We start from the raw sequence: 24,199 nt of genomic DNA, 5'->3' as shown, positions 1-24,199 counted from the left end.
CGGATGACGGCCGACCACTGGTCGTAGGTCATCTTGTGGAACATGCCGTCGCGGGTGATGCCCGCATTGTTCACCAGAATGTCGACCGGGCCGAGCTCGGCCTCGACCGCCCGGATGCCGCTTTCGCAGGATGGCGCATCGGACACGTCGAATTTGAACACCGGAATCCCGGTTTCACTCTTGAACTGGTTGGCGGCCTCGTCGTTGCCGCCGTAATTGGCGGCAACCTTGTAGCCCGCATCCTTCAAGGCTTTTGAAATTGCGGCACCGATCCCGCGGGTGCCACCGGTGACCAATACGACACGCGCCATGCTGTTTCCTTCCCAAGACCGTTCGTGCGGATCTCTCAAGGATCCATTCATTGTGAGGCGGTCGGAACGGACCGCCTCACAACATAGCTTAGGCTATTTGACGGAACGGGGAAGGGCGAGGCTCCGGAATTTCACCGAGCCTCGCGACGTTTTTAGCCCTCGAGGCGACCTTTAGCGCTCGAGGCACATGGCGACGCCCATGCCGCCGCCGATGCACAGGGTCGCGAGACCCTTCTTGGCGTTGCGCCGGCCCATCTCGTGCAGCAGGGTGACCAGCACGCGGGCGCCCGAGGCCCCGATGGGGTGGCCGATGGCGATGGCGCCGCCGTTCACGTTCACGATGGACGGATCCCAGCCCATGTCCTTGTTGACCGCGAGCGCCTGGGCGGCGAAGGCCTCGTTGGCCTCCACGAGGTCGAGATCGGACACTTTCCAGCCGGCCTTTTCCAGAGCCTTGCGGGAGGACGGGATCGGGCCCGTGCCCATGATGGCCGGATCGACGCCGGCGGTCGCCCAGGAGGCGATGCGGGCGAGCGGGGTCAGGCCGCGCTTCTCGGCCTCGGCCTCCGTCATCAGCACCACGGCGGCGGCGCCGTCATTGATGCCCGAGGCGTTGCCGGCCGTGACCGTGCCTTCCTTGGAGAAGGCGGGGCGCAGCTTGGCGAGGGCCTCGACGGTGGTGCCGGCGCGGATGTACTCGTCCTGATCCACCACGATGTCGCCCTTGCGGCTCGAAATCGTCACGGGGGTGATCTCGTCCTTGAAGCGGCCTTCCTTTTGGGCGGCCTCGGCCTTGTTCTGGGACGCTGTTGCGAACTGGTCCTGCTCCTCGCGGGTGAGCTGCCAGCGCTGGGCCACGTTCTCGGCGGTGTTGCCCATGTGGTAGCCGTGGAAGGCGTCCATCAGGCCGTCCTTGAGCATGGTGTCGACGAGCTTGAAATCGCCCATCTTGGTGCCGGCGCGCATGTGGGCCGCATGGGGCGCGAGCGACATGGACTCCTGGCCGCCTGCCACGATGATGCTGGCATCACCATTGGCGATCTGCTGCATGCCGATCGCGACGGTGCGCAGGCCCGAGCCGCAGAGCTGGTTGAGAGCCCAGGCGGTCTTTTCCTGCGGCACGCCGCCGGCCATGGCGGCCTGGCGGGCCGGGTTCTGACCCTGGCCCGCGGTGAGGATCTGGCCGAGGATCACCTCGTCCACTTCCGCGCCGTCGACCTTGGCCCGCTCCAGGGCCGCCTTGATGGCGATGGCGCCGAGCTCATGGGCCGGGGTGTTGGCGAAGGCCCCGTTGAACGAGCCGACCGGGGTGCGCGTCGCGCCGACGATGACGATGCTGTCTCGGGCCATTCCTCTCTCCTCATGCTGTTTGTCTGATCGCAGAATGAATGTAGTGCCGGTCCGATCAAATCCCCAGGGGGTGGGATGTCAAGGATCGGATCACGCAACCCAGCCCTGAACGCCTTAGACTTTTGGCGCTTTGATCGTTCGGGATAAGACTTATAATCATGGAAGCCTGGCATCCCCGGATCGGGATGAAGGATGCCGGGCACGGTGGATCTCCCGGGAGCGTATCGGGCACAATGGCGACGGACAAACAACCGACTGTCATCAAGAAATATGCCAACCGCCGCCTCTATCACACGGGTACTTCGACCTACGTGACGCTGGAAGACCTGGCGGGCATGGTGCGCAAGGGCGAGGATTTCGTAGTCTACGACGCGAAGTCCGGCGAAGAGATCACCCGGTCGGTTCTCGCCCAGATCATCTTCGAGCAGGAGAACAAGGAGGGGCCGAACCTCCTGCCTGTCACGGTACTCCGCCAGCTGATCCGCTTCTACGGCGACAGCATGCAGGCCTTGGTGCCGAGCTATCTCGAATTCTCCATGAACAATCTGTCCCAGGAGCAGCAGAAGCTCCGCGAGCAGATGGCGCAGGCCTTCGGCCCGTCGGCCTTCCAGGCCATGGAGGAGCAGGTGCGCAAGAACATGGGCTTCTTCACCGAGGCCATGCGCATGTTCTCGCCCTTTCCGCAGTCCCAGCCGCCCTCGGGCGGATCCGAGGCGAAGCCGTCCGCGAGGGGCGAGGGTACTGACGACCTCGACCGCCTGAAGCAGCAGATGGCCGACATGCAGGCCAAGCTCGACAAGCTGGCAAGCAAGTAGCCTTTCGCGAAGGCCGGATCGTCAGCCTCGCGCCTTCGTCAGCATCTGGTGGAGAGCCGAAGGCTGCTGCACCGTCTCCGGCTCGCCGAACAATCCGCCCTGCAGATAATCTACGCCCCAGGTTGTCAGCAGGCGGGCTGTCGCTTCGTCCTCCACCCATTCCGCCGCCGTGGCGATGCCGAGGTGCTGAGCCCGGTCGATCAGAGTTCTGACGATGAGGCGGTCGGCGGTCGAACGCTTCAGCGGCTGGATGAACACGCCATCGATCTTGAGGAGGTCGACGGGCAGCATCCGCAATTGGCCCGGCGTCACATAGCCGGATCCGAAGCCGGTGAGGGACAGCCCGACCCCGAGCGCCTTCATGGCGTGGAGCCGGCCCAGGGTCTTGCGGCACTCGGTCAGGGCCGCCTCGGGAACCTCGATCACGAGCCGTGACTCGATGCCAGGGCGGGTGCCCAAGTGGGCGGCCAGTAGGGGCAGCCATTCGGCATCCTGAAGAGTTCTGGCCGAGACCGGCAGCGCCAGCCGCAGGCCCGGATGACCGCTCAGATGATCGGCGGCGAGTTCCAGCATGCGGGCGTCGACCAGAAGGGCGAGGTTCGCCTCCTTCAGCCTTGGCACCGGGCCGAGCAGGACCGGGCCGCCTTCGGGGCGCGGCAGGCATGCGCCGGCCTGCATCAGGGCCGGGGCGCGGCTTTGCGCCTCCACCACCGGATGGCAGGCAAGGCTCAGGCTGCGGCCGTTCAGGGTAGCGATCCAATCGAACGGCGCCTGCTCGGCCGCCCGGGAGGGCGCCTTCGGACGGGCGTCGTAGAGGGTGCAGGCGTCGCCACTCTCGAGACCTGACGCCAGCGCCTGTTCGGCAAAACGGAGAAGTTTCGGGGCCTTGAAGGTGTGATCCGGCGCGCAGGCCGCTCCGAGACTCAGAGAGGCCGCGGCCGGGTGATCCTTCATCAGCCCGGCGAGCCGCCGCATGGCGCTCGGAGCATCGGCGGCCGGGCAGGAGGTCAGGGCCAGGGCGAAGCGGTCGGGTCCGAGAACGGCGAGGAGATCGTGACGGCGCATCATCGGGCGCACCATCCGGGCGAGCTCCGCAACGGAATCGCTTCCACCGCCCTCGAGCGCACCGACGATCAGGGTGCAGGTCTGGGAGACCCGCACCGCCTCGTTGATGCCGTTCTGGATGCCGCACAAGAGCTTCGAGCGCTGCTGCAGCATGGCGGGCAGCAGATCCTGGTCGCCCGGGGCCCGGTCGACCCGCAATTGGCCACGGGCATAAGCCGGGCGTCCCTGGACGTCCTGCTGCCAGCGGCCGGCATCCTCGACCATCACCACCCGGTCCGGCTCGAAGCGCAGGGCGTACCGCGTCTCGTAAGCACGGCTCGAGCTCTCGGTCAGGCCGATGGCGTCCTGACGGGAGAGGCCGCAGCCGGGCTCGACGAGCTGGGAAAACGCTTGGCCGGTCTTCGGCAGATCCCGGGGCGGCAGGCCAAGCGCCTCGGCGGCGCCGGGCCCCCAGGTCAGGATGTCGGACAGCATGTCCCAAGCATACACGATGCCGCTCACCGGCGGGCGGACGGACGGCGAGGCTTGGCGCGGCGACCGGGATACACCCTTGAAAAGTCCCGTCCGGCCCTGCCCCTTCGTCGCCATCACGCTCACCCTCGACAATACGCATAGATCGGGGATGGCTGAGGGCGCCTGTCGAAAGCCTCGCCGAAACCCCGGAAAACCAAGGGATGCAGGATCGGACCTCAGGCTTAATGAAGGGTAAAATCCGGTGTAAAATCAGGGTGTTTGGGGATAACGGGCATAAAAAAACCGGCGCTCGAGGCGCCGGTTCGGATTGTCGCATGCCGCGTTGGATTACGCGTCGGTCTTCACCTTGAGGACCTGACGGCCACGGTACATGCCGGTCTTCAGGTCAACATGGTGAGGACGGCGCAGCTCGCCGGAATCCTTGTCCTCGATGTAGGTCGGGGCCTTCAAGGCATCCGCGGAGCGACGCATTCCGCGCCGCGACGGCGACGTTTTTCTTTTTGGAACGGCCATATCTCGTCTCCGGTTAACATAGCGGAGCGCCCGCTCAACCGGGGAACGCTCACATCTCAAACTTGATGAGGTTGCGCCTCATACAAGGTCTTCGGGCAAATATCTAGCCCTAGAAAGCAATCCGAGGGTTTTTCCTTGCCGCAGGGCCGCTCGTTACGGCTTGAGGCAGTCGCTGAAAGGGGCGGCCCTTTCCATGCGGGCCTGCAGCTGTCCCGCCAGGGCCCGATGGCCAGGCCGCGGGCGGGCCGGGTTGCGGACCAGGGGGTTGGGCAGGGCTCGCGCCAGCAGGGCGGCTTCCTGGCGGGTCAGGTTCCTGGCCGGCTTGCGAAAATACCTCCGGGCGGCCGCCTCGGCGCCGAAGACGCCGTCGCCCCATTCGGCCACGTTGAGATAGACCTCCATCATCTTCCGCTTCGACCAGATCAGGTCGAGATAGAGCGCGACCGGGATCTCCAGCCCCTTGCGGACATAGGAGCGGCTCGGCCACAGGAAGAGGTTCTTGGCCACCTGCATGGGGATGGTCGAGGCGCCCCGGGAGGGACCGTCCTCGTCGGCCGCCTCCACCACGTCCCAGAGGGCATCCCAGTCGACGCCGCCGTGCTCGCAGAAACGGCTGTCCTCGGCGGTCATGACCGCGAGGGGGAGGGACGGCGCGATCTCGTCGAGCCCGACGAAGTCCCGCTCGACCGGCTGCAGGGTCAGCCAGCGGCCGAGCATCAGGGTCGAGACCGGCGGCACGGCCCAGTACAAAAGGCCTAGCCAAAAGACCGCCCCGACCCATAAGAGAATGACACCAAGGCCGATCCGGACGAGGCGGCGGACGAAGCGGGCGACCGTCATCGGCTCGCGCGGCCGTCCCGACCGCAGCGTCCATTTCGGCCTCACCCGTTCACCCGCATTTCCCTCGGACGGAGCGGCAGCCCCCTCCGGATTCAGGCTTGTCATGACGCCATCCACCAGCACTTTCACGACGCGGCTCTCCGATGCCGCAAGGGTTGTCGAAGCAAGTCTCGAAGCCTTGCTATCAGACAATGCCGCTCCCGGCGAGCTTGCCCGTCCGCCCCGCCTCATGGCCGCGATGCGTCATGCGGTCCTCGGCGGCGGCAAGCGCCTGAGGCCGTTCCTGACGGTCGAGGCGGCCCGCCTCCTGGGAGCGGAAGGGAAGGGGCCGCTGCGGGCAGGCTGCGCGGTCGAGCTTCTCCACTGCTACTCCCTGGTCCATGACGATCTGCCCTCCATGGACGACGACGACCTGCGCCGGGGGCGCCCCACCGTGCACAAGGCCTATGACGAGGCCACGGCCATTCTCGTGGGGGATGCCCTCCAGACCCTCGCGTTCGAGGTTCTGGCCGATCCGGCGACGGCATCGGATCCTGCCATCCGGAGCGATCTCGTGCTCGGCCTCGCCCGCGCCTCAGGTCTCGGCGGCATGGTGGGCGGCCAGCTGCTCGACCTGTCGGCGGAGGGGCGCTACGGGCCTGTCACCATGGGCGAGACCGATGTGCGCTTGCTCCAGATGATGAAGACGGGGGCGATCCTCGCCTTCTCGGTTGAGGCGGGAGCCATTATGGGGCAGGCCGATCCGGCTTCGCGCCGGAAGCTTGTCGCATACGGACACGCGCTCGGCGCGGCCTTCCAGGTCGCCGACGACATCCTCGACCGCGAGGCATCCGCCGAGGCGCTCGGCAAGCGCACGGGGAAGGACCAGGAGAAAGGCAAGGCGACCCTCGTCGACCTGCTCGGCATGGACGGCGCGCGCCGCGAATGCCGGCAGCTCGTCGAGCAGGCGGACAGCGCCCTCGACGGATTCGGGCCGCAGGCGCAGGTTCTGCGCGAAGCCGTGCGCTTCGTCGTCGAGCGGCAGGTCTAGTTTCCGGCCTCCGCGTTCCGGAGCATCAAAGCCAGGAAGCGATCTCGTCCAGAGGTTTCTTGATCCCGCCGAAAACTGGCACCGTGCAGCCTTCCGCAGGATAGCCGGCAACCATAAGGATGTAGGGCTTCTCGGATTCGGGACGGTTGCAGATCCCGTTGAGAAAGCCCATTGGGCTGGGGGTGTGCGTGAGGGTCGCCAGGCCTGCTTCATGCAGGGCGGCGATCAGGAAGCCCGTGGCGATCCCCACCGATTCCGGCACGTAGTAGTTCTTGATCCTGCCTCCGTCGGGTCTCAGGCCCGAGCGCTGTCCGAAAATGGCGATCAGGACGGGCGCGGTCTCCAGAAAGGCTTTGTGCTCATCCGTCCCGAGAGGCGCCAGCGCATCGAGCCATTCCTGCGGGGCGCGGCCGCTGTAGAAGTCGCGCTCCTCGGCTTCCGCCGCGTCCCGGATGCGTCGCTTGGTATCGGCGCTGCCGATCACAGCAAAGTGCCAGGGCTGGAGATTGGCGCCCGACGGCGCCGTGCCGGCGGCAAGCAGGGCATACTCGATGACCTCGCGCGGCACGGGCTTGTCGGCGAAGTCGCGCACGGTCCGCCGCCGCCGGATGTCCTCGTAGAAGGCCCGCGCCCGCGCGATCATCTCCTCGGGTGGGTAGGAACGGTATGTGTTCAGGGGCTCAAGGACCGGATCTGCCATTGCATGCTTCCTTCGGGAATGGGCCGGCACGGGGTGAGCGCCCGCGCGGGCTCACGCGTGGAACGGGCATCAAGCCGTGGGAACCCAGAACGCCAGCTTGACGTGGCCGGGGCGGCGGTTGTGCGGCAGGGAACCCGCAGGGGCGCCGCCGTTGGCCAGAATGACCTTTCGCGAAGCATCGTTGTCATCGTCACAGGTGATCAGCACCCGCGAGAAACCCTCCAAGCGGCAGATCGGCAGGATCATGCGCAGGGCCTGCGTGGCGTAGCCGCGGCGCTGCTTCCAGGGCACGATGGTGTACCCGATATGGCCGTACACGGCGAGCGGCAGCTCTTCCGTCCCGGGCTGGAAGCGAAAGCCGATGCGGCCGCAGAACGTGCCATCGCTGATCCAGAAATCGTGCGACGGCAGGCGCGGCACCTCCTGCCCGTCCGCCAGCCGGACCATCGGGCTGTTGTAGAGGTCGTGGAGGAACCGCTCGGGGTCGCGCCGGAGCTGCAGGAGTTGCTCGCGGCTGACATCCTGGTCCGTGTTGGGCGACCAGCCCCGCTCGAGGGCATCGGCATAGAAGCGGAGCCAGTTCAGGCTCGGGGGGATGAGGCTGATGTCAGTCATGGATGATCGAAACTGACATCAGGTTCTCTCGAGAGCAACAGGCTTACACCGTGACCTGGGTGCCGACCTCGACGACGCGTCCCGTGGGGATCTGGAAGAAGTCCGTGGCGTCGCTTGCCGATTTCGCCAAGCCGATGAAGAGCTTGTCCTGCCAGAGCGGCATGCCGCTCTGGCTCGCGGGGCGGATCGAGCGGCGGGACAGGAAGAACGAGGTCGCCATGATATCGAACTTGAACCCCTGCTTGCGCAGGATCGCCAGACCGCGGGGAATGTTGGGGGTTTCCATGTAGCCGTAGCTCAGGCGGATGCGCCAGAACGAATCGCCCACATGCTCGATGGCCACCCGGTCCTCGTCCTCCACGCGCGGAACGTCCGCGCTGTTGACGGTCAGGATCACGTTCTTCTCATGCAGCACTTTGTTGTGCTTGAGGTTGTGCAGCAGGGCCGCCGGGGCGGTATCCGGATCGCTGGTCAGGAAGACGGCGGTGCCCTTCACCCGGTGCGGCGGGCTCTTCTCCAGCATCTGCACGAGTTCGAGGAAGGGCACGTCGATCTTGCGGGTCTTCTCGAACAGGATCCGGGTTCCCTTCACCCAGGTCCACATGAGCACGAAGAACACGCCCGCGATGACGAGCGGGACATAGCCGCCGTCGAGGAGCTTCACCAGGTTCGACGACAGGAAGGTGAGGTCGATCAGGAGAAGCGGGATCATGATGAGCCCGGTCTTCACCGGACCCCAGCCCCAGCTACGGCTCATCACCACGCAGGCGAGCAGGGTGGTGACCACCATGGTGCCGAAGACCGCGATGCCGTAGGCGCTGGCGAGATTGCTGGAGGAGCCGAAGAGCAGCACCAGGCTGACCACGGCCGCGAGCAGGAGCCAGTTCACCCGCGGCAGATAGATCTGGCCCTGATGGGTCTCCGAGGTGAAGCGGACCTCCAGGCGCGGCAGGATGCCGAGCTGGACGGCCTGCCGGGTCAGGGAATAGGCGCCCGTGATCACGGCCTGGCTCGCCACGATGGTTGCCAGGGTGGCGAGGATCACGAGGGGCAGAAGCAGCCAGGGTGGGGCCAGCAGGAAGAAGGGGTTGGCGATAGCGTCGGGGTTCGACAGCACGAGCGCGCCCTGCCCGAGATAGTTGAGGGCGAGCGCCGGAAAGACCACCGTGCTCCAGGCCATGCGGATCGGCTTGCGGCCGAAATGCCCGAGATCCGCGTAGAGCGCCTCGGCGCCGGTCACGGCAAGGCAGACGCTGCCGAGGATGGCGAAGGCGGTGCCCGGATGCGTGACCAGGAAGGAGACGCCGTGATAGGGGTTGAACGCGAGCAGGACCTCCCAGTCGTCGGCGATGTGGAGGAGGCCGAGGCCGGCCATGCTGATGAACCACAGGAGCGTGAGCGGGCCGAAGAAGGCCGCCACCTTGCCGGTGCCGCGGCTCTGCACGGCGAAGAGGGCGACGAGGATCGCCACTGCGCCCGGCAGGATGTAGGCCTCGAACGACGGACCCACGAGCTTCAGCCCTTCCAGGGCCGACAGCACGGACATGGCCGGCGTGATCGCCGCGTCCCCGTAGAAGAGGGCTGCGCCCGCCATGCCCATCATGAGGATCGGCAGGCTCCGTCGTCCGAGCGCGCGTTGCGCCAGGGCGACCAGGGTGAGCGAGCCGCCCTCGCCCTTGTTGTCGGCCCGCAGCAGCAGGACCACGTACTTGACCGACACCGTGAGGATCAGCGCCCAGAGCAGGAGCGACAGGATGCTGATCACGAGTTCGCGGGTCAGGGGAACGGGCGTTCCGTGGTGACCGCCGGTGGCGGCCATTACCGTCTCCCGCATGGCGTAGAGCGGGCTGGTGCCGATATCCCCATAGACGACCCCGATGGCGCCGAGGGTCAGGGTCCAGAAGCTCGCCTTGAAATGGCTGTCCGGTAAGGTGGCCTCAGGGGCTGCGGAATCTGCATGTCCCGGGGCAACGGCGTGCTGTTCTGCCATGTGTGCTTTTCTTTGCGGACGTGCCCGCGGACGGCCCTTGTTGAAGTACCCTGTAAACGACGAAGGGCGGCCCCCTTCTCCAAAGAGCGCAGCGGCCGTCATTGCCGGCGCGGCGGCTCTCTAGCATATCGCGCCTTAGCTTAAAAACGGAATTTCGCAGGAGGTTCCATGGCCACGCTTGCCGCCTCATTCGGCGGCATCGCGTCCCGGCTGGCCATAGCTCTTCTCGATGTAGTCGAGCACGATCTTCTGGAAGTCCTGGGCGAGCGTCGGGCCGCGCAGGGTCATGGCCTTCTTCCCGTCGATGAAGACAGGCGCCGCCGGCTGCTCGCCGGTGCCGGGCAGGGAGATGCCGATATTCGCATGCTTCGATTCGCCGGGCCCGTTCACGATGCAGCCCATCACGGCCACGTTGAGGTTCTCGACGCCCGGATAGGTCCGGCGCCACTCGGGCATGGAGGTGGAGATCCAGGTCTGGATGTCCCGCGCCAGCTCCTGGAACACCGAGGAGGTGGTCCGTCCGCAGCCCGGGCAGGCGGCGACCAGCGGCACGAAGGTGCGAAACCCCATGGTCTGGAGCAGTTCCTGGGCGGTCTTCACCTCCACGGTCCTGTCACCGCCGGGCTCCGGGGTCAGGGAGTAGCGGATCGTGTCGCCGATCCCCTGCTGGAGCAGGATCCCCATGGCGGCCGAGGACGCCACGATTCCCTTCGTGCCCATGCCGGCTTCGGTGAGCCCGAGATGGATCGCGTAGTCGGACCGGCGGGCGAGATCCTGATACACGGCGATCAGGTCCTGCACGGCCGAGACCTTGGCCGACAGGATGATCCGGTCGCGCCCGAGGCCGATTTCCTCCGCACGGGCGGCGGAGAGCAGGGCCGACTGGATCATGGCCTCGCGGGTAACCCAGCGCATGTCGCGCGGGTGCGCCGAGGCCGCGTTCTCGTTCATCAGGTGCGTCAGCAGCTCCTGGTCGAGGGACCCCCAGTTGGCCCCGATCCGCACCGCCTTGCCGTGCCGAATCGCCTGCTCGACGATGGCGCCGAATTGCCGGTCCTTCTTTTCCCGGAAGCCAACATTGCCCGGATTGATGCGGTACTTGGCCAGCGCCTCGGCACAGGCCGGATGATCCGCGAGGAGCTGGTGGCCGATATAGTGGAAATCGCCCACGAGCGGCACGTCGACGCCGAGCCGGTCGAGCCGCTCGCGGATCTTCGGCACGGCCGCGGCCGCCTCGTCCCGATCGACGGTGATGCGCACGATCTCCGAGCCCGCGCGGGCCAGCGCCGCCACCTGGGCGACGGTCGCGTCCACGTCCGCCGTATCCGTGTTGGTCATCGACTGGACCACGACCGGCGCGCCGCCGCCGACCATGACGGATCCGACGCGCACGCCCACCGTGCGGTGGCGCGGGGCGGGGCCGGCAAGGCTTTCGAAGGCGGGCTGAGAGGGCGAGATGAGGGACATGCTGCATTCCACGACGGCAGCTCCAGGCTGCCGCCGTTTAGCTGATGCCAAACACCCGCTTCGTCAAGCGCGGCTTAATGGAGCGGAGAAAGCCGACTCAGTGGACGTCCTGACATCTGGTGCAGCGACCGGTGATCTCCAGAACCTTCGTGCGGGGCTGGTAGCCCTGTTCCCGCAGGACCTTGAGCACGGTCTCGGCCACGTCCGGAGACGCGATTTCGTTCACGTCCCCGCATCCTTCGCAGATCAGAAACGCCGTCGTGCGTGTGCCGGCGACGGTCCCCGAGCTGGCGATGTAGGCGTTGCGGCTTGCGAGCCGATGCACCAGATCCTGCTCGATGAGGAAGTCCAGCGCGCGATAGATGGTGATGGGGGCCATGCGCCGACCCTGGGAGCCGAGCAGGTCCACCAGATCGTAGGCGCCGAGCGGCCCGTCGACCCCATGGAGAGCTTCGAGCACCCGGCGGCGGATCGGAGTGAGCCGCGCGCCCTTCGATCGGCAGACCGCTTCCGACTGGGCGATGGCGCGCGCCGTTCTTTCCGAGCCGATCGGAGCATCCGCGTGGGAAAGTCTGTGGTGAAGTGATAATGCATGGGCCATTGGATCACCCTTGGCTAAATGACTAAAGTTTGGCGCCCCCGCCATCTCCGCGTCCGGTCTGAGGGCGCGAAGCCACCTGATTCATATAGGTTATAACACTACATGAACGAAGTGGAAAATAGCTCCCGTTTCTGCAAGGAGTCGATGCAGAATTGCAAAGGGGCAAGCTAGGGCTGCCGGAAGCGCCAGACGCTGGACCGCTTGACGTCGGCATCCTCGAGGGTTCGGGTGACCGGCACTTGGTAAACCGCCAGGTTCTCCAGGCGATCCTTGGGAAGATAGCTGCGTCCCGGGTCGCCGATCAGGACCGCGGCGCCTCTCCGGGTCAGAGAGAACAGCCAGTCGGTCACCCGCTCGGCGAGGTCGCGCTCGTAGCAGATGTCCCCGGCGAGCACCGTGTCCCAGCCCCGATCCTGGCCGACGACGTCCTCCTGGAGCGGCATGATCGACGGAACGCCGTTGGCCGCAGCGTTGATGCCGATGGCCGCGACCGCGAAGGCATCGATGTCGCAGGCCGTCACCTCGGCGGCGCCGGCCTTCATGGCCGCGATGGCGACGAGGCCCGAGCCTGAGGCGAAATCCAGGATGCGCCGACCGCGGACGGTTTGCGGATGATCGAGGATGTAGCGGGCAAGGGCCTGTCCGCCCGCCCAGGCGAAGGCCCAGAAGGGCGGCGGCAGGCCGATCTCGCCCAGTTCCTCCTCGGTCTTCTGCCAGAGGTCCGTCGCTTCGTCGGCCACGTGCAGGACGATCTCGGGCGCGTGCGGCACGGGGCGGAGCCGGGTCTCGGACCGGATGAAGGCGGCGGGGTCGGAGATCATGAGGCCAGCATCGAGCGGTAGAGCCGTTTGACGCTCTCGATGACATCCCGTTCCGTGAAGCCGTCGAGGACGCGGGCGCGCGCCGCCTCGCCCATGCGGGCGACGAGGTCGGGCCTGCGGGACAAGGCGGCGAGCGTCTCCGCCAGGCCGGGCGCGTCGTCGGTGGGAACGATGCGGCCCTCGACCCCGTCGCGCACCAGGGTCCGGCAGCCGGGAACATCGGTCGTCACGATGGCGCGGCCGCAGGCGGCCGCCTCCAGAAGCGTCCGGGGCAGCCCCTCGCCGCCGCGCGAGGGCAGGCACGCTACGTGATGCGCGCGCCAGACGGCTGCCACGTCCCTGGTGGCCCCGTGCCATGAGATGCCGGGCTCGGCGCTCCAGGCCTTAAGGGTCTCTTCCGGAATCGCCTTCGGGTTCGAGGGATCCGGAGCGCCGTAGAGGGAGAGTTCGACGGCCACACCCTCTGCCCGTGCCTGGCGGACCGCCTCCACGGCCACGTCGATGCCCTTGGACCAGAGCATGCGGGCCACCACGGCGACCTTGAGCGGCGGCTGCGCGGGCAGGGGAGTGGGACGAAATTGGTCCGGATCGATGCCAGCCCCGCCAAGTATGGTGACGCGCTCGCTCGTGGGATCGAGGCCGAGGAGCTTGGGATCGTCCGTATTCTCGAAGACATAACGGGTCCGGCCGGTCTCGAGCCCGCGCACGAGCAGGCGCACGGCGCGCTGCGAGAGGCGCGCGACCCTGTCCGTCCGAGCACCGAGGAAGCCCGAGCCGGTCAGCGCATAGACCCGGCGCCCAATGCCCGCCAGGGCGGCCGCGAAGCCTCCGACCAGGATTCCCTTGAGGGCGATGCAATGAACGAGGTCCGCCTTCTCGGCCTTGAGGATCGCGGCGAGCTGTCCGGCCGCATAGCCGGCCGCCATCGGGTTCAGGCTGCGTCGCTCGGCTTCGAGCGGGATCACTTTCGCCCCCGCGGCCTCGATCGCCTCCCGGTGCGAGCGCACGCGCGTCACGACCGCGACGTGGAGCCCGAGTTCGCGGGCCGCCCTGGCCATGGGCAGGAAATGGGAGGCGAAGAACCAGTCCTCGGTGATCACGAAGACGATCTTGCGGCCTTGGACGTCAGGCAGGGACAAGGAAGACAAGGGACAATCCGGATGAAGGGGCTGCGCCCTTCTAACCTCCACCAGGGGCAAAAGGGAACTCCCCCGTCCGGGGCCCGTTGCCGTCATCTTGAACCATGGGAGACAACCGACATGCCGGAATGGCTGCCGACCGTCCTGGCCACGATCGCGGGCATCCTCTCGACCTCGAGCTTCGTTCCCCAGGTGGTGAAGGCGTGGCGGGAGCGGGACACACGGGCCATCTCGAAGCACATGTACATGGTCACGGTGACGGCCTTCGTCCTGTGGTCGGCCTACGGGTTCATGATCGGCAGTTGGCCCATGATGGTCTTCAACCTGCTGAGCCTGATCCTCAGCGCCATCATTCTGGCCTTCAAGATCCGGAACGACCGGGGCAAATCGCCCGGGGCGAGGTCGCCCAGGGAACCCGGGATGGCGCGGACCGGTTGACGTTCTGCTTTTTCAAAAGGCCTCCCATGACGGAACAGAACGCCACCGCCGAAAACGTCGTCGACCCGCGTGACGCCGCCGAGGCCGCGGGGCTGCGATACGTGTCCGACGAGGAGCCCGGCATCCGGCGCAAGAAATCCGGCAAGGGCTTCGCCTATACCGGACCCGACGGCAAGACGATCGGCGACACGTCGATCCTGGAGCGCATCAAGTCGCTGGCGATCCCGCCCGCCTACACGGACGTGTGGATCTGCGCGAAGGCGAACGGCCACATCCAGGCGACGGGCCGCGACGCCAAGGGCCGCAAGCAGTACCGCTACCATCCGGCCTTCCGGGAGGTCCGCGAGAGCACGAAATACGAGCACATGCTGGAGTTCGCCCGCGGGTTGCCGGCCATCCGAACGACCATCGACGAGCATATGAGCCTGCGCGGCCTGCCGCGCGAGAAGGTGCTGGCCACGGTGGTGCATCTGCTCGAGAACACGCTCATCCGCGTGGGCAATTCCGATTACGTCAAGCAGAACAAGAGCTATGGCCTCACCACCCTGCGCGACCCGCATGTGAAGGTGGACGGCGGCGAATTGCGCTTTCAGTTCAAGGGCAAGAGCGGCAAGACGTGGCGCCTGCAGGTCAAGGACCGGCGCATCGCCAAGATCGTCAAGGCCTGCCAGGATCTGCCCGGGCAGGATCTGTTTCAGTACCTCGACGAGAACGGCGAGCAGCAATCGGTCACCTCGGCCGACGTGAACGCCTATCTGAAGGAGATCACGGGAAGCGAGATCACGGCCAAGGATTTTCGGACTTGGGCCGGTACCGTTCTGGCGGCCCTCGCTCTGGCCGAATTCGAGGCGTTCGACAGCGACGCGAAGGCCAAGAAGAACATCCGGGCGGCCATCGAGAAGGTCTCCGCCCGCCTCGGCAACACGCCAAGCATCTGCCGCAAATGCTACGTGCATCCGGAAGTCTTCTCCTCCTATCTCGACGGAGGCCTCCTTCTGGATATCAAGGAAGAAATCGAAACCGAGCTGCGCGAGGATCTCGCCAGCCTCAAGCCCGAGGAGGCGGCCGTCCTGGCGCTGCTGGAGCAGCGCATCTCCCGGGAGGTCGAGAAGCAGCCGGAGAGGCAGCCCGCCAAGAAGCGCCGCAGCCCGTCGCCCAGGAAATCGGACAAGGCTCAGCCCGAGATGCGGGTTTGAGACGCTGATTGGTTCATCGTCTTCCCGGAACGGGCGAAGCAGCAGCCTGGGATCGGATGCAGGATCCGACGCGTCCTGGCCTTCTTCAGGTCGAGATCGTGAGCAGGTCGATGGGACCGGGTTTAGCCTCCAACGTCATGGCCGGGCTCGTCCCGGCCATCCCGATCCTGTGAGGCGCTAAGCCCTTCCAATCGAGATCACCGGCACAGGGCCGGTGATGACAGGGATGAAGGGTGGCGCATCCTCGGCCGAAGCCTTGACGCATCTCGCCTCCCGTGGTCCATCGCACCCGCATCGAACGGACGAGACTGTGATGGCACGTTGGACCATGGGGGTTGCCCTTGCGGCTTGCCTGGCATGCTTCGTGGCGGGCGAAACGGCGCCGGCCCGCGCGCAGGCAACCGAGCCCCAAAGCTGGCCCGAGATCAAGTGCGCCCGCTACAGGAAGGCGTGGTCGGACGCCCTTGCCCACCGGGGCACGAAGGGTCTGGGCCGGGACTTCCTCGAGCGCCATGAGGCCTTCCTGGCCTCGGGCTGCACGACGAAGGGCGATGTCTGCCCGCGCTCGGCGGAGGAACTCGACCTCGCCAACATGATGGTCGTGGCCGCCATGAATGCCGGAACGGCGAGCACGTTCCCGCCCTTCGCCTGCCGCAAGTGAGGGGCAGGCGGCCCTCTGCCGGCCCGTCCGGTGGTCGAACATTTTCCTGCCTGTCCCGTTAGGGCTTCGCCACTTTCATTCCAGCGAGGCCTCCGATGCGCATCCATCATCTCAATTGCGGCTGCATGTGTCCTGTCGGCGGACGGCTGTGGGATGGCGTCAGTCGGGGCCTGACGGGACGGCTGATCTGCCATTGCCTCCTGGTCGAGACCGACAACAGCGGGCTCGTCCTCGTCGATACGGGCTTCGGCTCCCGGGACGTGGAGGATCCCTACGGGCGGATCAGCCCGCTCTTCATCCACACGAACCGTATCCAGCTGGAGCATCGCTATACGGCGCTGGAACAGGTGAAGAGCCTCGGCTTCTCGCCCCGTGACGTGCGCCACATCGTGCTGACCCATCTCGATTTCGACCATGCCGGCGGCCTCGAGGACTTTCCGGACGCCGTCGTTCATGTCCTGCGCGCGGAGGTGGAGGAGGCCGAGGTGAGGCACGGCTTCATCCACCGGCGCCGCTACAGTCCTGGGCAATGGGACGAGGTGCGGGACTGGCGGTTCTACGATCCGACCGGGGAGCGCTGGTTCGGGTTCAGTTCCGTGCGAGATCTTCAGGGATTGCCGCCGGAGATCCTGATGATCCCCCTGCCGGGCCACACGATGGGCCATGCCGGGATCGCCATCGACACGCCGGAGGGATGGCTGCTCAATGCGGGCGACGCCTATTTCTACCGGCACGAGATGGACGCCGACCCGTCCTGCACGCCGGGTCTCGCGGCTTATCAGCGGCTGATGGAAGAGAACCGGCCGCTGCGCCTTCAGAACCAGGAGCGGCTGCGGGATCTCGCCAATGACGGGCGCAGCGACGTCAAGATCTTCTGCAGCCATGATCCGATCGAGTTCGAGGCCCTGCAGCGCCTGAGCACCGGATGGCGCCCGCTCCAGGCGGAATATGCTCCACCCTTGCGGGCTCATTGGGCCGTACTCCCCTGGTCCCTGCCTGCCGCCGCCCTAAAAGCAGGCAGGTAGGCCCACGAGGGGAAGCGGACATGGAATTCGACGCTCTGATGCTTTCGCGCATCCAGTTCGCGTTCACGATCGCCTTCCACATCATCTTTCCGGCTTTCACCATCGGTCTCGCCAGCTGGCTCGCGGCGCTCGAATTCAACTGGCTTCGCACGGGAAACCCGCTCTACCGCACGCTCTTCCGTTTCTGGGTGAAGGTGTTCGCGGTTTCCTTCGGCCTCGGCGTCGTATCCGGCATCGTCATGAGCTATCAGTTCGGCACGAACTGGTCGCGCTTCTCCGAATTCACCGGCAACGTGCTCGGTCCGGTCATCGCCTACGAGGTCATCACGGCCTTCTTCCTGGAGGCGGCCTTTCTCGGGATCATGCTCTTCGGCTGGGAGAGGGTCGGTGACCGGCTCCATTTCTTCGCCACCTGCATGGTGGCCCTGGGAACACTGATCTCCGCTTTCTGGATCCTGTCGGCCAATTCCTGGATGCAGACGCCCGACGGGTTCGCCATCGAGAACGGCAAGGCGGTACCGGTCGACTGGTTCAGGGTGGTGTTCAATCCGTCCTTCCCCCTGCGCTATGCCCATATGGTCATGGGCTGCTACCTGACGACGGCGTTCGCGGTCGCCGGCATGTCCGCCTGGATGCTGCTGCGCCATCCGCACGACGCCCCGGCGGCGAAGCTCGCGGGGTCGCGACGCTCCCTGTCCATGGCGTTGTGGTTCGCGACCATCTTCGTGCCGATCCAGATCGTCATCGGCGATCTTCACGGCCTCGGCGTGCTCAAGTACCAGCCGACGAAACTGGCCGCCATCGAGGGCAACTGGGACCGCATGGCGAACATGCCGCTTCGCCTCTTCGCCATTCCCGACGAGGTCGCGGAGACCAACCATTACGAGATCGGCATTCCGAAAATCGGCAGCTGGGTTCTCACGCATGCCTTCGACGGCGTCGTGCCCGGCCTGAAGGAGGTTCCCCGGGACGAGCGCCCGCCCGTCTGGCCGGTCTTTTTCTCCTTCCGCATCATGGTCGGCATCGGGTTCGCGATGCTCGGGATCGGCCTGTGGAGCCTGTATCTGCGCTGGAAGGGCACGCTGTTCAGCAACAGGCTGTTCCTGACCGCCGCCATGATCATGACGCCCTCGGGCTTCGGCGCCGTGCTCTTCGGCTGGTTCACCGCCGAGATCGGGCGCCAGCCCTGGGTGGTCTACGGGCATCTGCGGACGGCGGACGCGGTGTCGCCCATCGCGGCCGGCGCGGTGACCGCATCGCTCCTCACCTTCGTCGTCGTCTACGCCTTCGTGTTCGGCTTCGGCTCCTATTATCTCGCCAAGCTCCTGCGGCGCGGGCCCGATCCCGTCGAAGACATCCGCGGGGACGATCTCGACAAGAAGCCGAAGCGTCCGTTCTCGGTGCCGGACGAAGGGCTCGAAAGGCGCTCTGGACACCGTGCACAGCCAGCGGAATAGGAGGACGAGGCATGTTCGGCTTCGGGATGGACCATGAAGGACTGGCCTTCTGGCTGCCGCTGATCTGGTCGGGGCTCATCGCCGTAGCGGTGGCCATGTACGTGATCGTCGACGGGTTCGATCTCGGCGTCGGGATCCTGTTCAAGGCGGCGCGCAGCGAGAACTGGCGCGACCGCATGATGTTTTCGGTCGCGCCGATCTGGGACGGCAACGAGACCTGGCTCATTCTCGGCGGCGGCGGTCTGTTCGCCGTGTTCCATATCGCCTATGCGGTCCTCATGCCGGCCCTGTACGTGCCGATCATCCTCATGCTGATCGCGCTGATCTTCCGCGGCGTCGCCTTCGAATTCCGCTTCAAGGCGGATCGTTCGAAATTCCTCTGGGACAACGCCTTTTTCTTCGGTTCCCTGCTGGCGACCTTCTTCCAGGGCATGGTGCTGGGCGCCTTCGTTCAGGGATTTTCCACCGACGGGCGCCAGTTCACCGGCGGCACCTTCGATTTCCTCACGCCGTTCAGCGTGCTCACCGGCCTCAGCCTGATCTTCGGCTACGGGCTTCTCGGCGCGACCTGGTGCGTGATGAAGACCACGGGCGAACTGGAGATCTGGGCCCGGCGCATGGCGGTGCGCTTCCTCGTCGCCACGGTCGTCGCCATGGCGGCCGTGTCCGTGTGGGTGCCGTTCCTCGGACGGCAGATCGAGACGCGCTGGTTCTCATGGCCCAACATCGCGTTTCTCGCGCCGATTCCCCTGGTGACGGCCTATGTGGCCTACAGGCTCCTGCGCGATCTGGAGGAGGGACGCCATGTGCGCCCGTTCTTCCTGACGGTCGGTCTGTTCCTGCTCGGCTATCTCGGCCTCGGTGTCAGCCTCTTCCCGTACATCGTGCCGCCGAGCCTCACGATCTGGGACACGGCCAACACGGTGAACTCCCAGCTCTTCGCCCTGGTGGGCTTCGCGATCGTGCTGCCGATGACCTTCGCGTACACGGCCTATGCCTATTACGTCTTCCGCGGCAAGGTGGCGGACGAGATCTCCGGCGGCGGCTACGGCTATCACTGATGCGGCCCGAGACGCACCGTCCGCCGGAGCGGCGTTCGAAGCGCCTGCTCTGGTTCGTGGCCCTATATGGGGCAAGCCTCGCGGTGTTCGCGGGGCTCGTCTACGGGCTGAGAGCAATCATCCCACATTAGCGATAGGTGCCGATGAACCCCTTGTCGGTCACCACGACCCAACGGGCGCCCCGGCGCTCGATGCCCTCGATGCGGCCGACACCCGGGAGGATGCCGCCCGGCATGACCTCGTAGAGGCGTCGATTGCGGTTCTCGACCAGGGCCGCGCCGTCATAGACCTCGCGCAGGACCCATCCGTCGACCGGTTCGCTCCTCGCCGGCTTGGGAGCCGGGGATTCCGGCTTCAGCGCGACCGCTTCCGGCTTCGGGGCAGGGGCTTCCTCCTTGAGGGCCGCTTCCGTGACCGGAGGCGTCGTCGGCGCTGCCGGCTTCGCGCTCAAACCGGCCAGGGTGGTCAGGATCTGGCTCTCCATCCGGTCGAGCCGATCCTCGAGACCGGACATCTTCGTGGCGGGCTCCTGCAGGCTGGCGGTGAGGCGCTCGATCCTATCCGTGAGCTTCGTCTGCTCGGACGCGGAGGAGGTCGACGCGGTGTGCTCGACGTCCTTGAACGCGACCACCGTCTCCCGCAGGGCGTCGAGATCCGTGCTCAGCCGGGCGAGGATTTCCTGGCTGCGGGCCGTCTCGGCCTCGAGCCTGGCAACGGCATCCCGGTTGGCCAGGGTTCCCACGTAGGAGGCCGACCACCCGGCTCCGACGAGCACGAGGGCCACGGCGGCCTGGGTCAGGAAGCGGACCGGGGAGGATTTGGTGCCGGGCGGGACGTTCTCCCGGACCGGTACCTCGGGAGAGGAAGGTTTCGGGCGAAGCTTCGCGCTTCTGATGGCTTCTTCCAGGACCGCGCTGGCCGTGGGGTCGATCCGGGCGTCGCCGGCGGACGATGCGCCGGTCCGTTTCGCGGCTTCGCTGCCGTCCTGAGAACGTATGTTGATGTCCATATTCCGACCTCATTTCCAGGTCAGAGACCGTTAACCCTAAAAGTTTACCAAAGCGTTATCCTTGGCGTTAAGTCATTGCATTGCATAACCTCTCCGAACGAAGAGGGGCGTAAAATTCGCAGGCCGGTCTCGAAGTTTTTGTTGACAGTGTTACATATAATAGGGTTACAAAAGGTGTCGTTACGGAACGCGACCACCTTAGGGGCATCTCGATACCCATAAGAGTGCTGAGAAACCTGGCCTTCCAGGCCTAACTATAACGAGATACTCTTGTGGGGCCACAGCCCGACATCGCAGCCATCGTCAGATGGCAAACGTTGTGGTAAGGTATAACCTTACGCGGCGGCTCTACAATCATGATGGCGCCGGGTCACTGGTCCGCCTACTGGAAAGACAACATGAAGCAGGCATCGAGAAATCGGGAAGAAAGCACAGAGGTCCAAGACGCTCTGAAGTCCTGCCTTCCCTCCTTCACCGGGGTTGCCGCCTTCTCGGCAGTGGTCAACCTTCTGGCTCTCACGGGCTCCATCTACATGCTCCAGGTCTATGACCGGGTGCTGTCGAGCCGAAGCATTCCCACCTTGATCGGTCTCTCGCTGATCACGCTGGCGGCCTTCGCCCTCTCGGGCGGCCTCGACATGCTGCGCGGCCGGATGCTCGCCCGCATCGGGGCCCGTTTCGACGAGCTGCTGTCGCACCGCGTCTTCGACCTCGTGGCCACGATGCCGCTGAAGGGAGCCAAGCAGGCCGAGAGCATGCAGCCGATCCGGGATCTCGACACGATCCGCGGCTTCCTGTCGAGCCTCGGCCCCACGGCCCTGTTCGACATGCCCTTCATGCCGATCTTCCTCATCGGCTGCTTCATGATCCATCCCGGCATCGGCGTCATGTCGGTGGTCGGCGGCGTCGTCATCATCATCCTGACCCTGTACACGGACGCCAAGAGCAAGGCTCCCTCCTACGAGGTGACCAAGAGCGGCGCCGAGCGTCACGCCATGGCCGAGACCAGCCGCCGCAACGCGGAGGCCATCCGGGCCAACGGCATGCTGGGCTTCCTGGCCAAGCGCTACGACGAGGTGCATGTCCGCCACGTCAATGACGGCCTGCTCGCCAGCGAATCCTCGGCCGGCATCAGCGCCTTCGCCAAGGTATTCCGCATGGTGCTCCAGTCGGCCATCCTCGGCCTCGGCGCCTATTACGTGATCCAGGGCCAGATGTCGGGCGGTCTGATGATCGCCGGCTCGATCCTGATGTCCCGCGCCCTGGCTCCCATCGAGATCGCGGTCGCCCACTGGAAGGGCTTCACCGCCTCCCGCCAGGCCTACCGCCGCCTGCAGCACATCATGACCCTGGTGCCCGCCCAGGGCCAGCGCATGCCGCTGCCGGCCCCGAAGGCCGCCCTGTCGGTGGAGGAGGTCTATATCGGGGCTCCCGGCGCCTCGCTGCCGATCGTCCAGGCCGCCACGCTCCAGCTCCAGGCCGGCCAGGGCCTCGGCCTCATCGGGCCGAGCGCCTCCGGCAAATCGACCCTCGCCCGTGCCCTCGTGGGCGTGTGGCCGACCCTGCGCGGCGAAATCCGCCTCGACGGCGCGGCTCTCGACCAGTGGGAGCCGGATGCGCTCGGCCGCCACATCGGCTACCTGCCGCAGGACGTGGAACTGTTCGAAGGCACCATTGCCGAGAACATCTCCCGCTTCCAGCCCGATGCGAAGCCGCAGGACGTGATCGCGGCCGCCCAGACGGCTGGTGCGCATGAGCTCGTCCTCAACCTGCCCGACGGCTACGACACCCGGATCGGCGAGGGCGGAGCCTCCCTGTCGGGCGGCCAGCGCCAGCGCGTGGCCCTCGCCCGGGCCCTCTACGGCAACCCGTTCCTGGTCGTGCTCGACGAGCCGAACGCCAGCCTCGACGGCGCCGGCGACGAGGCCCTGAACCAGGCCATCCTGTCGGTGCGCAAGCGCGGCGGCGTCGTCGTGGTCATCACCCACCGCCCGGCCGCTCTCGGCCAGGTCGATCAGGTCGCCATCATGGAAGAGGGCCGCATCAAGGCCGCGGGGCCGCGCGACGAGGTTCTGCAGTCCGTCATGAAACGCAATGCGACGCCGGCACCCGCTCCGGTGCGGCCGCAGCAGGCCCCGGCCGCCCAGGCGGCGAACCTGCGAGAGGTTGGTTAAATGTTGGTCGTTCAAGCTCCCAAAAAACCCTCCGTCCACCAGCGGATCCTGCGTCAGTCCACCATCGGCGGCGTGGCGATGATCGCCCTCTTCGGCGGGACGATCGGCCTCTGGGCCGCGACCTCGACCCTGTCCGGCGCCGTGGTGGCCGGCGGCCAGTTCGTGGTCGACACCAGCGTCAAGAAGGTCCAGCACTCGACCGGCGGCATCGTCGGCGAGCTGAAGGTCAAGGAGGGCGACCGGGTCGCCCAGGGGGATCTCCTGATCCGCCTGGACGAGACGATGACCCGGGCCAACCTGCAGGTGGTGGCCAAGCAGCTCGACGAGTATCTCGGCCGTCAGGCCCGCCTCGAGGCGGAACGCGACGGCGCGACCGAGGTCAAGACGCCCGAGGAATTCGCCAACCGGTTCAACGATCCGGCCGTCCAGAAGATCATGTCCTCCGAGCGCACGCTGTTCACGGCGCGCGGCGCCTCCCGCGACGCGCAGAAGGACCAGCTCAGGAAGCGCATCGCCCAGTCCCAGGACGAGATCGTGGGATTGAAGGCGCAGCAGACCGCGAAGGCCCGCGAGGCGGATCTGATCGTGGCCGAACTGAAGGGCGTTCGTGATCTCTACGACCGGAACCTGGTCCCGATCACGCGCCTGAATGCGCTCGAGCGCGACGCCGCCAGCATCGAGGGCCAGCGCGGCCAGCTCATCGCGGCGGTCGCCCAGGCCGAGAGCCGCATCGCCGAGACCCAGTTCCAGATCATCCAGATCGACGAGCAGATGCGCGCCGAGGCCATGCAGGAGCTCCGCGAGATCCAGGGCAAGATCGCCGAGTACACCGAGCGGCGCGTGGCCGCCGAGGATCAGCTGAAGCGCATCGACATCCGCGCGCCCAGTGACGGCTTTGTCCACCAGCTCAACATCCACACGATCGGCGGCGTGATCTCGCCGGCCGAGCCGGTGATGAACATCGTGCCGGTGAACGACAAGCTCGAGCTCGAGGCCAAGGTGCTGCCCAATGAGATCGACCAGGTGAAGATCGGCCAGAAGGCGACCGTGAAGGTTCATGCCTCCAACGCCCGCATGGTTCCGGACCTGCACGGGGCGGTCCAGCGGATCTCGGCCGACGTGTCCCGCGATCAGCAGACCGGCGCGACCTTCTACACGATCCGGATCGAGCTGCCGCAGGACGAGGTCAAGAAGCTCGAGAACATCCATCTCATCGCCGGCATGCAGGCGGAGGTCTTCGTCGAGGTGAACCAGCGCACCCCGTTCGAATATTTCTTCAAGCCGATGCAGGAGCAGATCGCCCGCGCGTTCCGCGAGCACTGATCCCGCCTGTCCTGAAACGCCGATAGACCGCGGCCGGTGGCGACAGCACCGGCCGCGGTTTGCGTTTGAAGCATGCCTCGAACACCGTTCCTGTTCCGCTCAAGCCTGGAAAGTTCCGCCTTCG

At 66.2% G+C, this 24,199-nt stretch carries 24 protein-coding genes; 11 read left to right on the top strand and 13 right to left on the bottom strand.

Annotated elements, in window-relative coordinates:
- Together KBI52_RS32355 and KBI52_RS32350 are read right to left on the bottom strand one after the other, a co-directional pair.
- Positions 1 to 311: SDR family NAD(P)-dependent oxidoreductase (locus tag KBI52_RS32355; RefSeq protein ID WP_210812858.1), on the bottom strand; the 311-nt coding region annotated here is incomplete at its 3' end.
- A gap of 171 nt (positions 312 to 482) precedes the next feature.
- Positions 483 to 1,661, bottom strand: coding sequence for an acetyl-CoA C-acetyltransferase (locus tag KBI52_RS32350; protein ID WP_173949950.1), 1,179 nt, complete (start codon positions 1,659 to 1,661; stop codon positions 483 to 485).
- A gap of 233 nt (positions 1,662 to 1,894) precedes the next feature.
- Here KBI52_RS32350 and phaR point away from each other — a divergent pair, with 233 nt between their 5' ends.
- Positions 1,895 to 2,476: a polyhydroxyalkanoate synthesis repressor PhaR gene (gene phaR / locus KBI52_RS32345; protein WP_173949951.1), complete on the top strand. Its 582-nt coding sequence runs from the start codon at positions 1,895 to 1,897 to the stop codon at positions 2,474 to 2,476.
- Positions 2,477 to 2,497: 21 nt separating this feature from the next.
- On the opposite strand, the gene KBI52_RS32340 is transcribed toward phaR, so the two are convergent.
- The 3 genes from KBI52_RS32340 to mtgA all read right to left on the bottom strand — a co-directional run bounded on the left by KBI52_RS32340 (position 2,498) and on the right by mtgA (position 5,473).
- A complete protein-coding gene (locus KBI52_RS32340; protein WP_210812857.1) occupies positions 2,498 to 4,129 on the bottom strand; it encodes an EAL domain-containing protein in 1,632 nt (543 codons plus the stop codon).
- Between the two features lie 213 nt (positions 4,130 to 4,342).
- Positions 4,343 to 4,528, bottom strand: coding sequence for a 50S ribosomal protein L32 (gene rpmF / locus KBI52_RS32335; RefSeq protein ID WP_152712060.1), 186 nt, complete (start codon positions 4,526 to 4,528; stop codon positions 4,343 to 4,345).
- A gap of 153 nt (positions 4,529 to 4,681) precedes the next feature.
- On the bottom strand, positions 4,682 to 5,473 hold the full coding sequence (mtgA, locus tag KBI52_RS32330; RefSeq protein WP_371823238.1) for a monofunctional biosynthetic peptidoglycan transglycosylase: 792 nt from the start codon (positions 5,471 to 5,473) through the stop codon (positions 4,682 to 4,684).
- On the opposite strand from mtgA, the gene KBI52_RS32325 reads away from it, so the two are divergent.
- Positions 5,472 to 6,398 carry a polyprenyl synthetase family protein gene (locus KBI52_RS32325; RefSeq protein ID WP_173949953.1) on the top strand — a complete coding sequence of 309 codons (927 nt, stop codon included), beginning with the start codon at positions 5,472 to 5,474 and terminating at the stop codon, positions 6,396 to 6,398. The genes mtgA and KBI52_RS32325 overlap by 2 nt on opposite strands.
- 25 nt (positions 6,399 to 6,423) lie before the next feature.
- Here the strand turns inward: KBI52_RS32325 and KBI52_RS32320 are convergent, their stop codons facing one another.
- The 7 genes from KBI52_RS32320 to KBI52_RS32290 form a co-directional block, all read right to left on the bottom strand.
- Positions 6,424 to 7,098 carry a nitroreductase family protein gene (locus KBI52_RS32320; RefSeq protein ID WP_173949954.1) on the bottom strand — a complete coding sequence of 225 codons (675 nt, stop codon included), beginning with the start codon at positions 7,096 to 7,098 and terminating at the stop codon, positions 6,424 to 6,426.
- A 69-nt stretch (positions 7,099 to 7,167) separates the two neighbouring features.
- Positions 7,168 to 7,713, bottom strand: coding sequence for a GNAT family N-acetyltransferase (locus tag KBI52_RS32315; RefSeq protein ID WP_173949955.1), 546 nt, complete (start codon positions 7,711 to 7,713; stop codon positions 7,168 to 7,170).
- Positions 7,714 to 7,756: 43 nt separating this feature from the next.
- Positions 7,757 to 9,703, bottom strand: coding sequence for a potassium transporter Kup (locus KBI52_RS32310; protein WP_173949956.1), 1,947 nt, complete (start codon positions 9,701 to 9,703; stop codon positions 7,757 to 7,759).
- Between the two features lie 186 nt (positions 9,704 to 9,889).
- Positions 9,890 to 11,170 (bottom strand): flavodoxin-dependent (E)-4-hydroxy-3-methylbut-2-enyl-diphosphate synthase, encoded by a 1,281-nt coding sequence (gene ispG / locus KBI52_RS32305; RefSeq protein ID WP_210812856.1) that lies wholly within the window; start codon positions 11,168 to 11,170, stop codon positions 9,890 to 9,892.
- A 97-nt stretch (positions 11,171 to 11,267) separates the two neighbouring features.
- A complete protein-coding gene (locus tag KBI52_RS32300; RefSeq protein WP_210812855.1) occupies positions 11,268 to 11,771 on the bottom strand; it encodes a Fur family transcriptional regulator in 504 nt (167 codons plus the stop codon).
- A gap of 167 nt (positions 11,772 to 11,938) precedes the next feature.
- Entirely contained in the window at positions 11,939 to 12,592 is a 654-nt protein-coding gene (locus KBI52_RS32295) for a methyltransferase (protein WP_210812854.1), read from the bottom strand.
- Positions 12,589 to 13,740 (bottom strand): glycosyltransferase family 4 protein, encoded by a 1,152-nt coding sequence (locus tag KBI52_RS32290; RefSeq protein WP_247654776.1) that lies wholly within the window; start codon positions 13,738 to 13,740, stop codon positions 12,589 to 12,591. The genes KBI52_RS32295 and KBI52_RS32290 overlap by 4 nt, the downstream gene beginning before the upstream one ends.
- A 111-nt stretch (positions 13,741 to 13,851) precedes the next feature.
- Here KBI52_RS32290 and KBI52_RS32285 point away from each other — a divergent pair, with 111 nt between their 5' ends.
- The 7 genes from KBI52_RS32285 (at position 13,852) to cydB (ending at position 19,569) form a co-directional block, all read left to right on the top strand.
- Entirely contained in the window at positions 13,852 to 14,169 is a 318-nt protein-coding gene (locus KBI52_RS32285) for a SemiSWEET family sugar transporter (RefSeq protein ID WP_173949961.1), read from the top strand.
- Between the two features lie 26 nt (positions 14,170 to 14,195).
- Positions 14,196 to 15,365, top strand: coding sequence for a DNA topoisomerase IB (locus KBI52_RS32280; protein ID WP_210812852.1), 1,170 nt, complete (start codon positions 14,196 to 14,198; stop codon positions 15,363 to 15,365).
- An 8-nt stretch (positions 15,366 to 15,373) separates the two neighbouring features.
- The gene (locus KBI52_RS32275; RefSeq protein ID WP_210812851.1) at positions 15,374 to 15,538 is read left to right on the top strand and encodes a hypothetical protein; all 165 of its coding nucleotides are present in this window, start codon (positions 15,374 to 15,376) and stop codon (positions 15,536 to 15,538) included.
- A gap of 140 nt (positions 15,539 to 15,678) precedes the next feature.
- Entirely contained in the window at positions 15,679 to 16,026 is a 348-nt protein-coding gene (locus KBI52_RS32270) for a hypothetical protein (RefSeq protein WP_173949963.1), read from the top strand.
- 95 nt (positions 16,027 to 16,121) lie between these two features.
- Entirely contained in the window at positions 16,122 to 17,051 is a 930-nt protein-coding gene (locus KBI52_RS32265) for an MBL fold metallo-hydrolase (protein WP_210812850.1), read from the top strand.
- A 20-nt stretch (positions 17,052 to 17,071) separates the two neighbouring features.
- Complete coding sequence (locus KBI52_RS32260) at positions 17,072 to 18,508, top strand: cytochrome ubiquinol oxidase subunit I (protein WP_210812849.1); 1,437 nt, start codon at positions 17,072 to 17,074, stop codon at positions 18,506 to 18,508.
- Between the two features lie 11 nt (positions 18,509 to 18,519).
- A complete protein-coding gene (gene cydB, locus KBI52_RS32255) occupies positions 18,520 to 19,569 on the top strand; it encodes a cytochrome d ubiquinol oxidase subunit II (protein WP_173949966.1) in 1,050 nt (349 codons plus the stop codon).
- Positions 19,570 to 19,696: 127 nt separating this feature from the next.
- Here cydB and KBI52_RS32250 read toward each other — a convergent pair whose 3' ends face one another.
- Positions 19,697 to 20,578, bottom strand: coding sequence for a hypothetical protein (locus KBI52_RS32250; protein WP_210812848.1), 882 nt, complete (start codon positions 20,576 to 20,578; stop codon positions 19,697 to 19,699).
- Between the two features lie 398 nt (positions 20,579 to 20,976).
- Here KBI52_RS32250 and KBI52_RS32245 point away from each other — a divergent pair, with 398 nt between their 5' ends.
- Both KBI52_RS32245 and KBI52_RS32240 read left to right on the top strand, forming a co-directional pair.
- A complete protein-coding gene (locus KBI52_RS32245) occupies positions 20,977 to 22,752 on the top strand; it encodes a type I secretion system permease/ATPase (protein ID WP_173949968.1) in 1,776 nt (591 codons plus the stop codon).
- Positions 22,753 to 24,075: an HlyD family type I secretion periplasmic adaptor subunit gene (locus tag KBI52_RS32240; protein ID WP_173949969.1), complete on the top strand. Its 1,323-nt coding sequence runs from the start codon at positions 22,753 to 22,755 to the stop codon at positions 24,073 to 24,075. It abuts the gene before it with no gap.
- Positions 24,076 to 24,199: the final 124 nt, after the last annotated feature.

The organism is Microvirga sp. HBU67558, from assembly GCF_018069605.1.
GTDB classification, from domain to species: domain Bacteria; phylum Pseudomonadota; class Alphaproteobacteria; order Rhizobiales; family Beijerinckiaceae; genus Microvirga; species Microvirga terrae.
The sequence above is the reverse complement of the archived record's forward strand: the minus strand, read 5'-3'. Positions and strand labels throughout refer to the sequence as shown.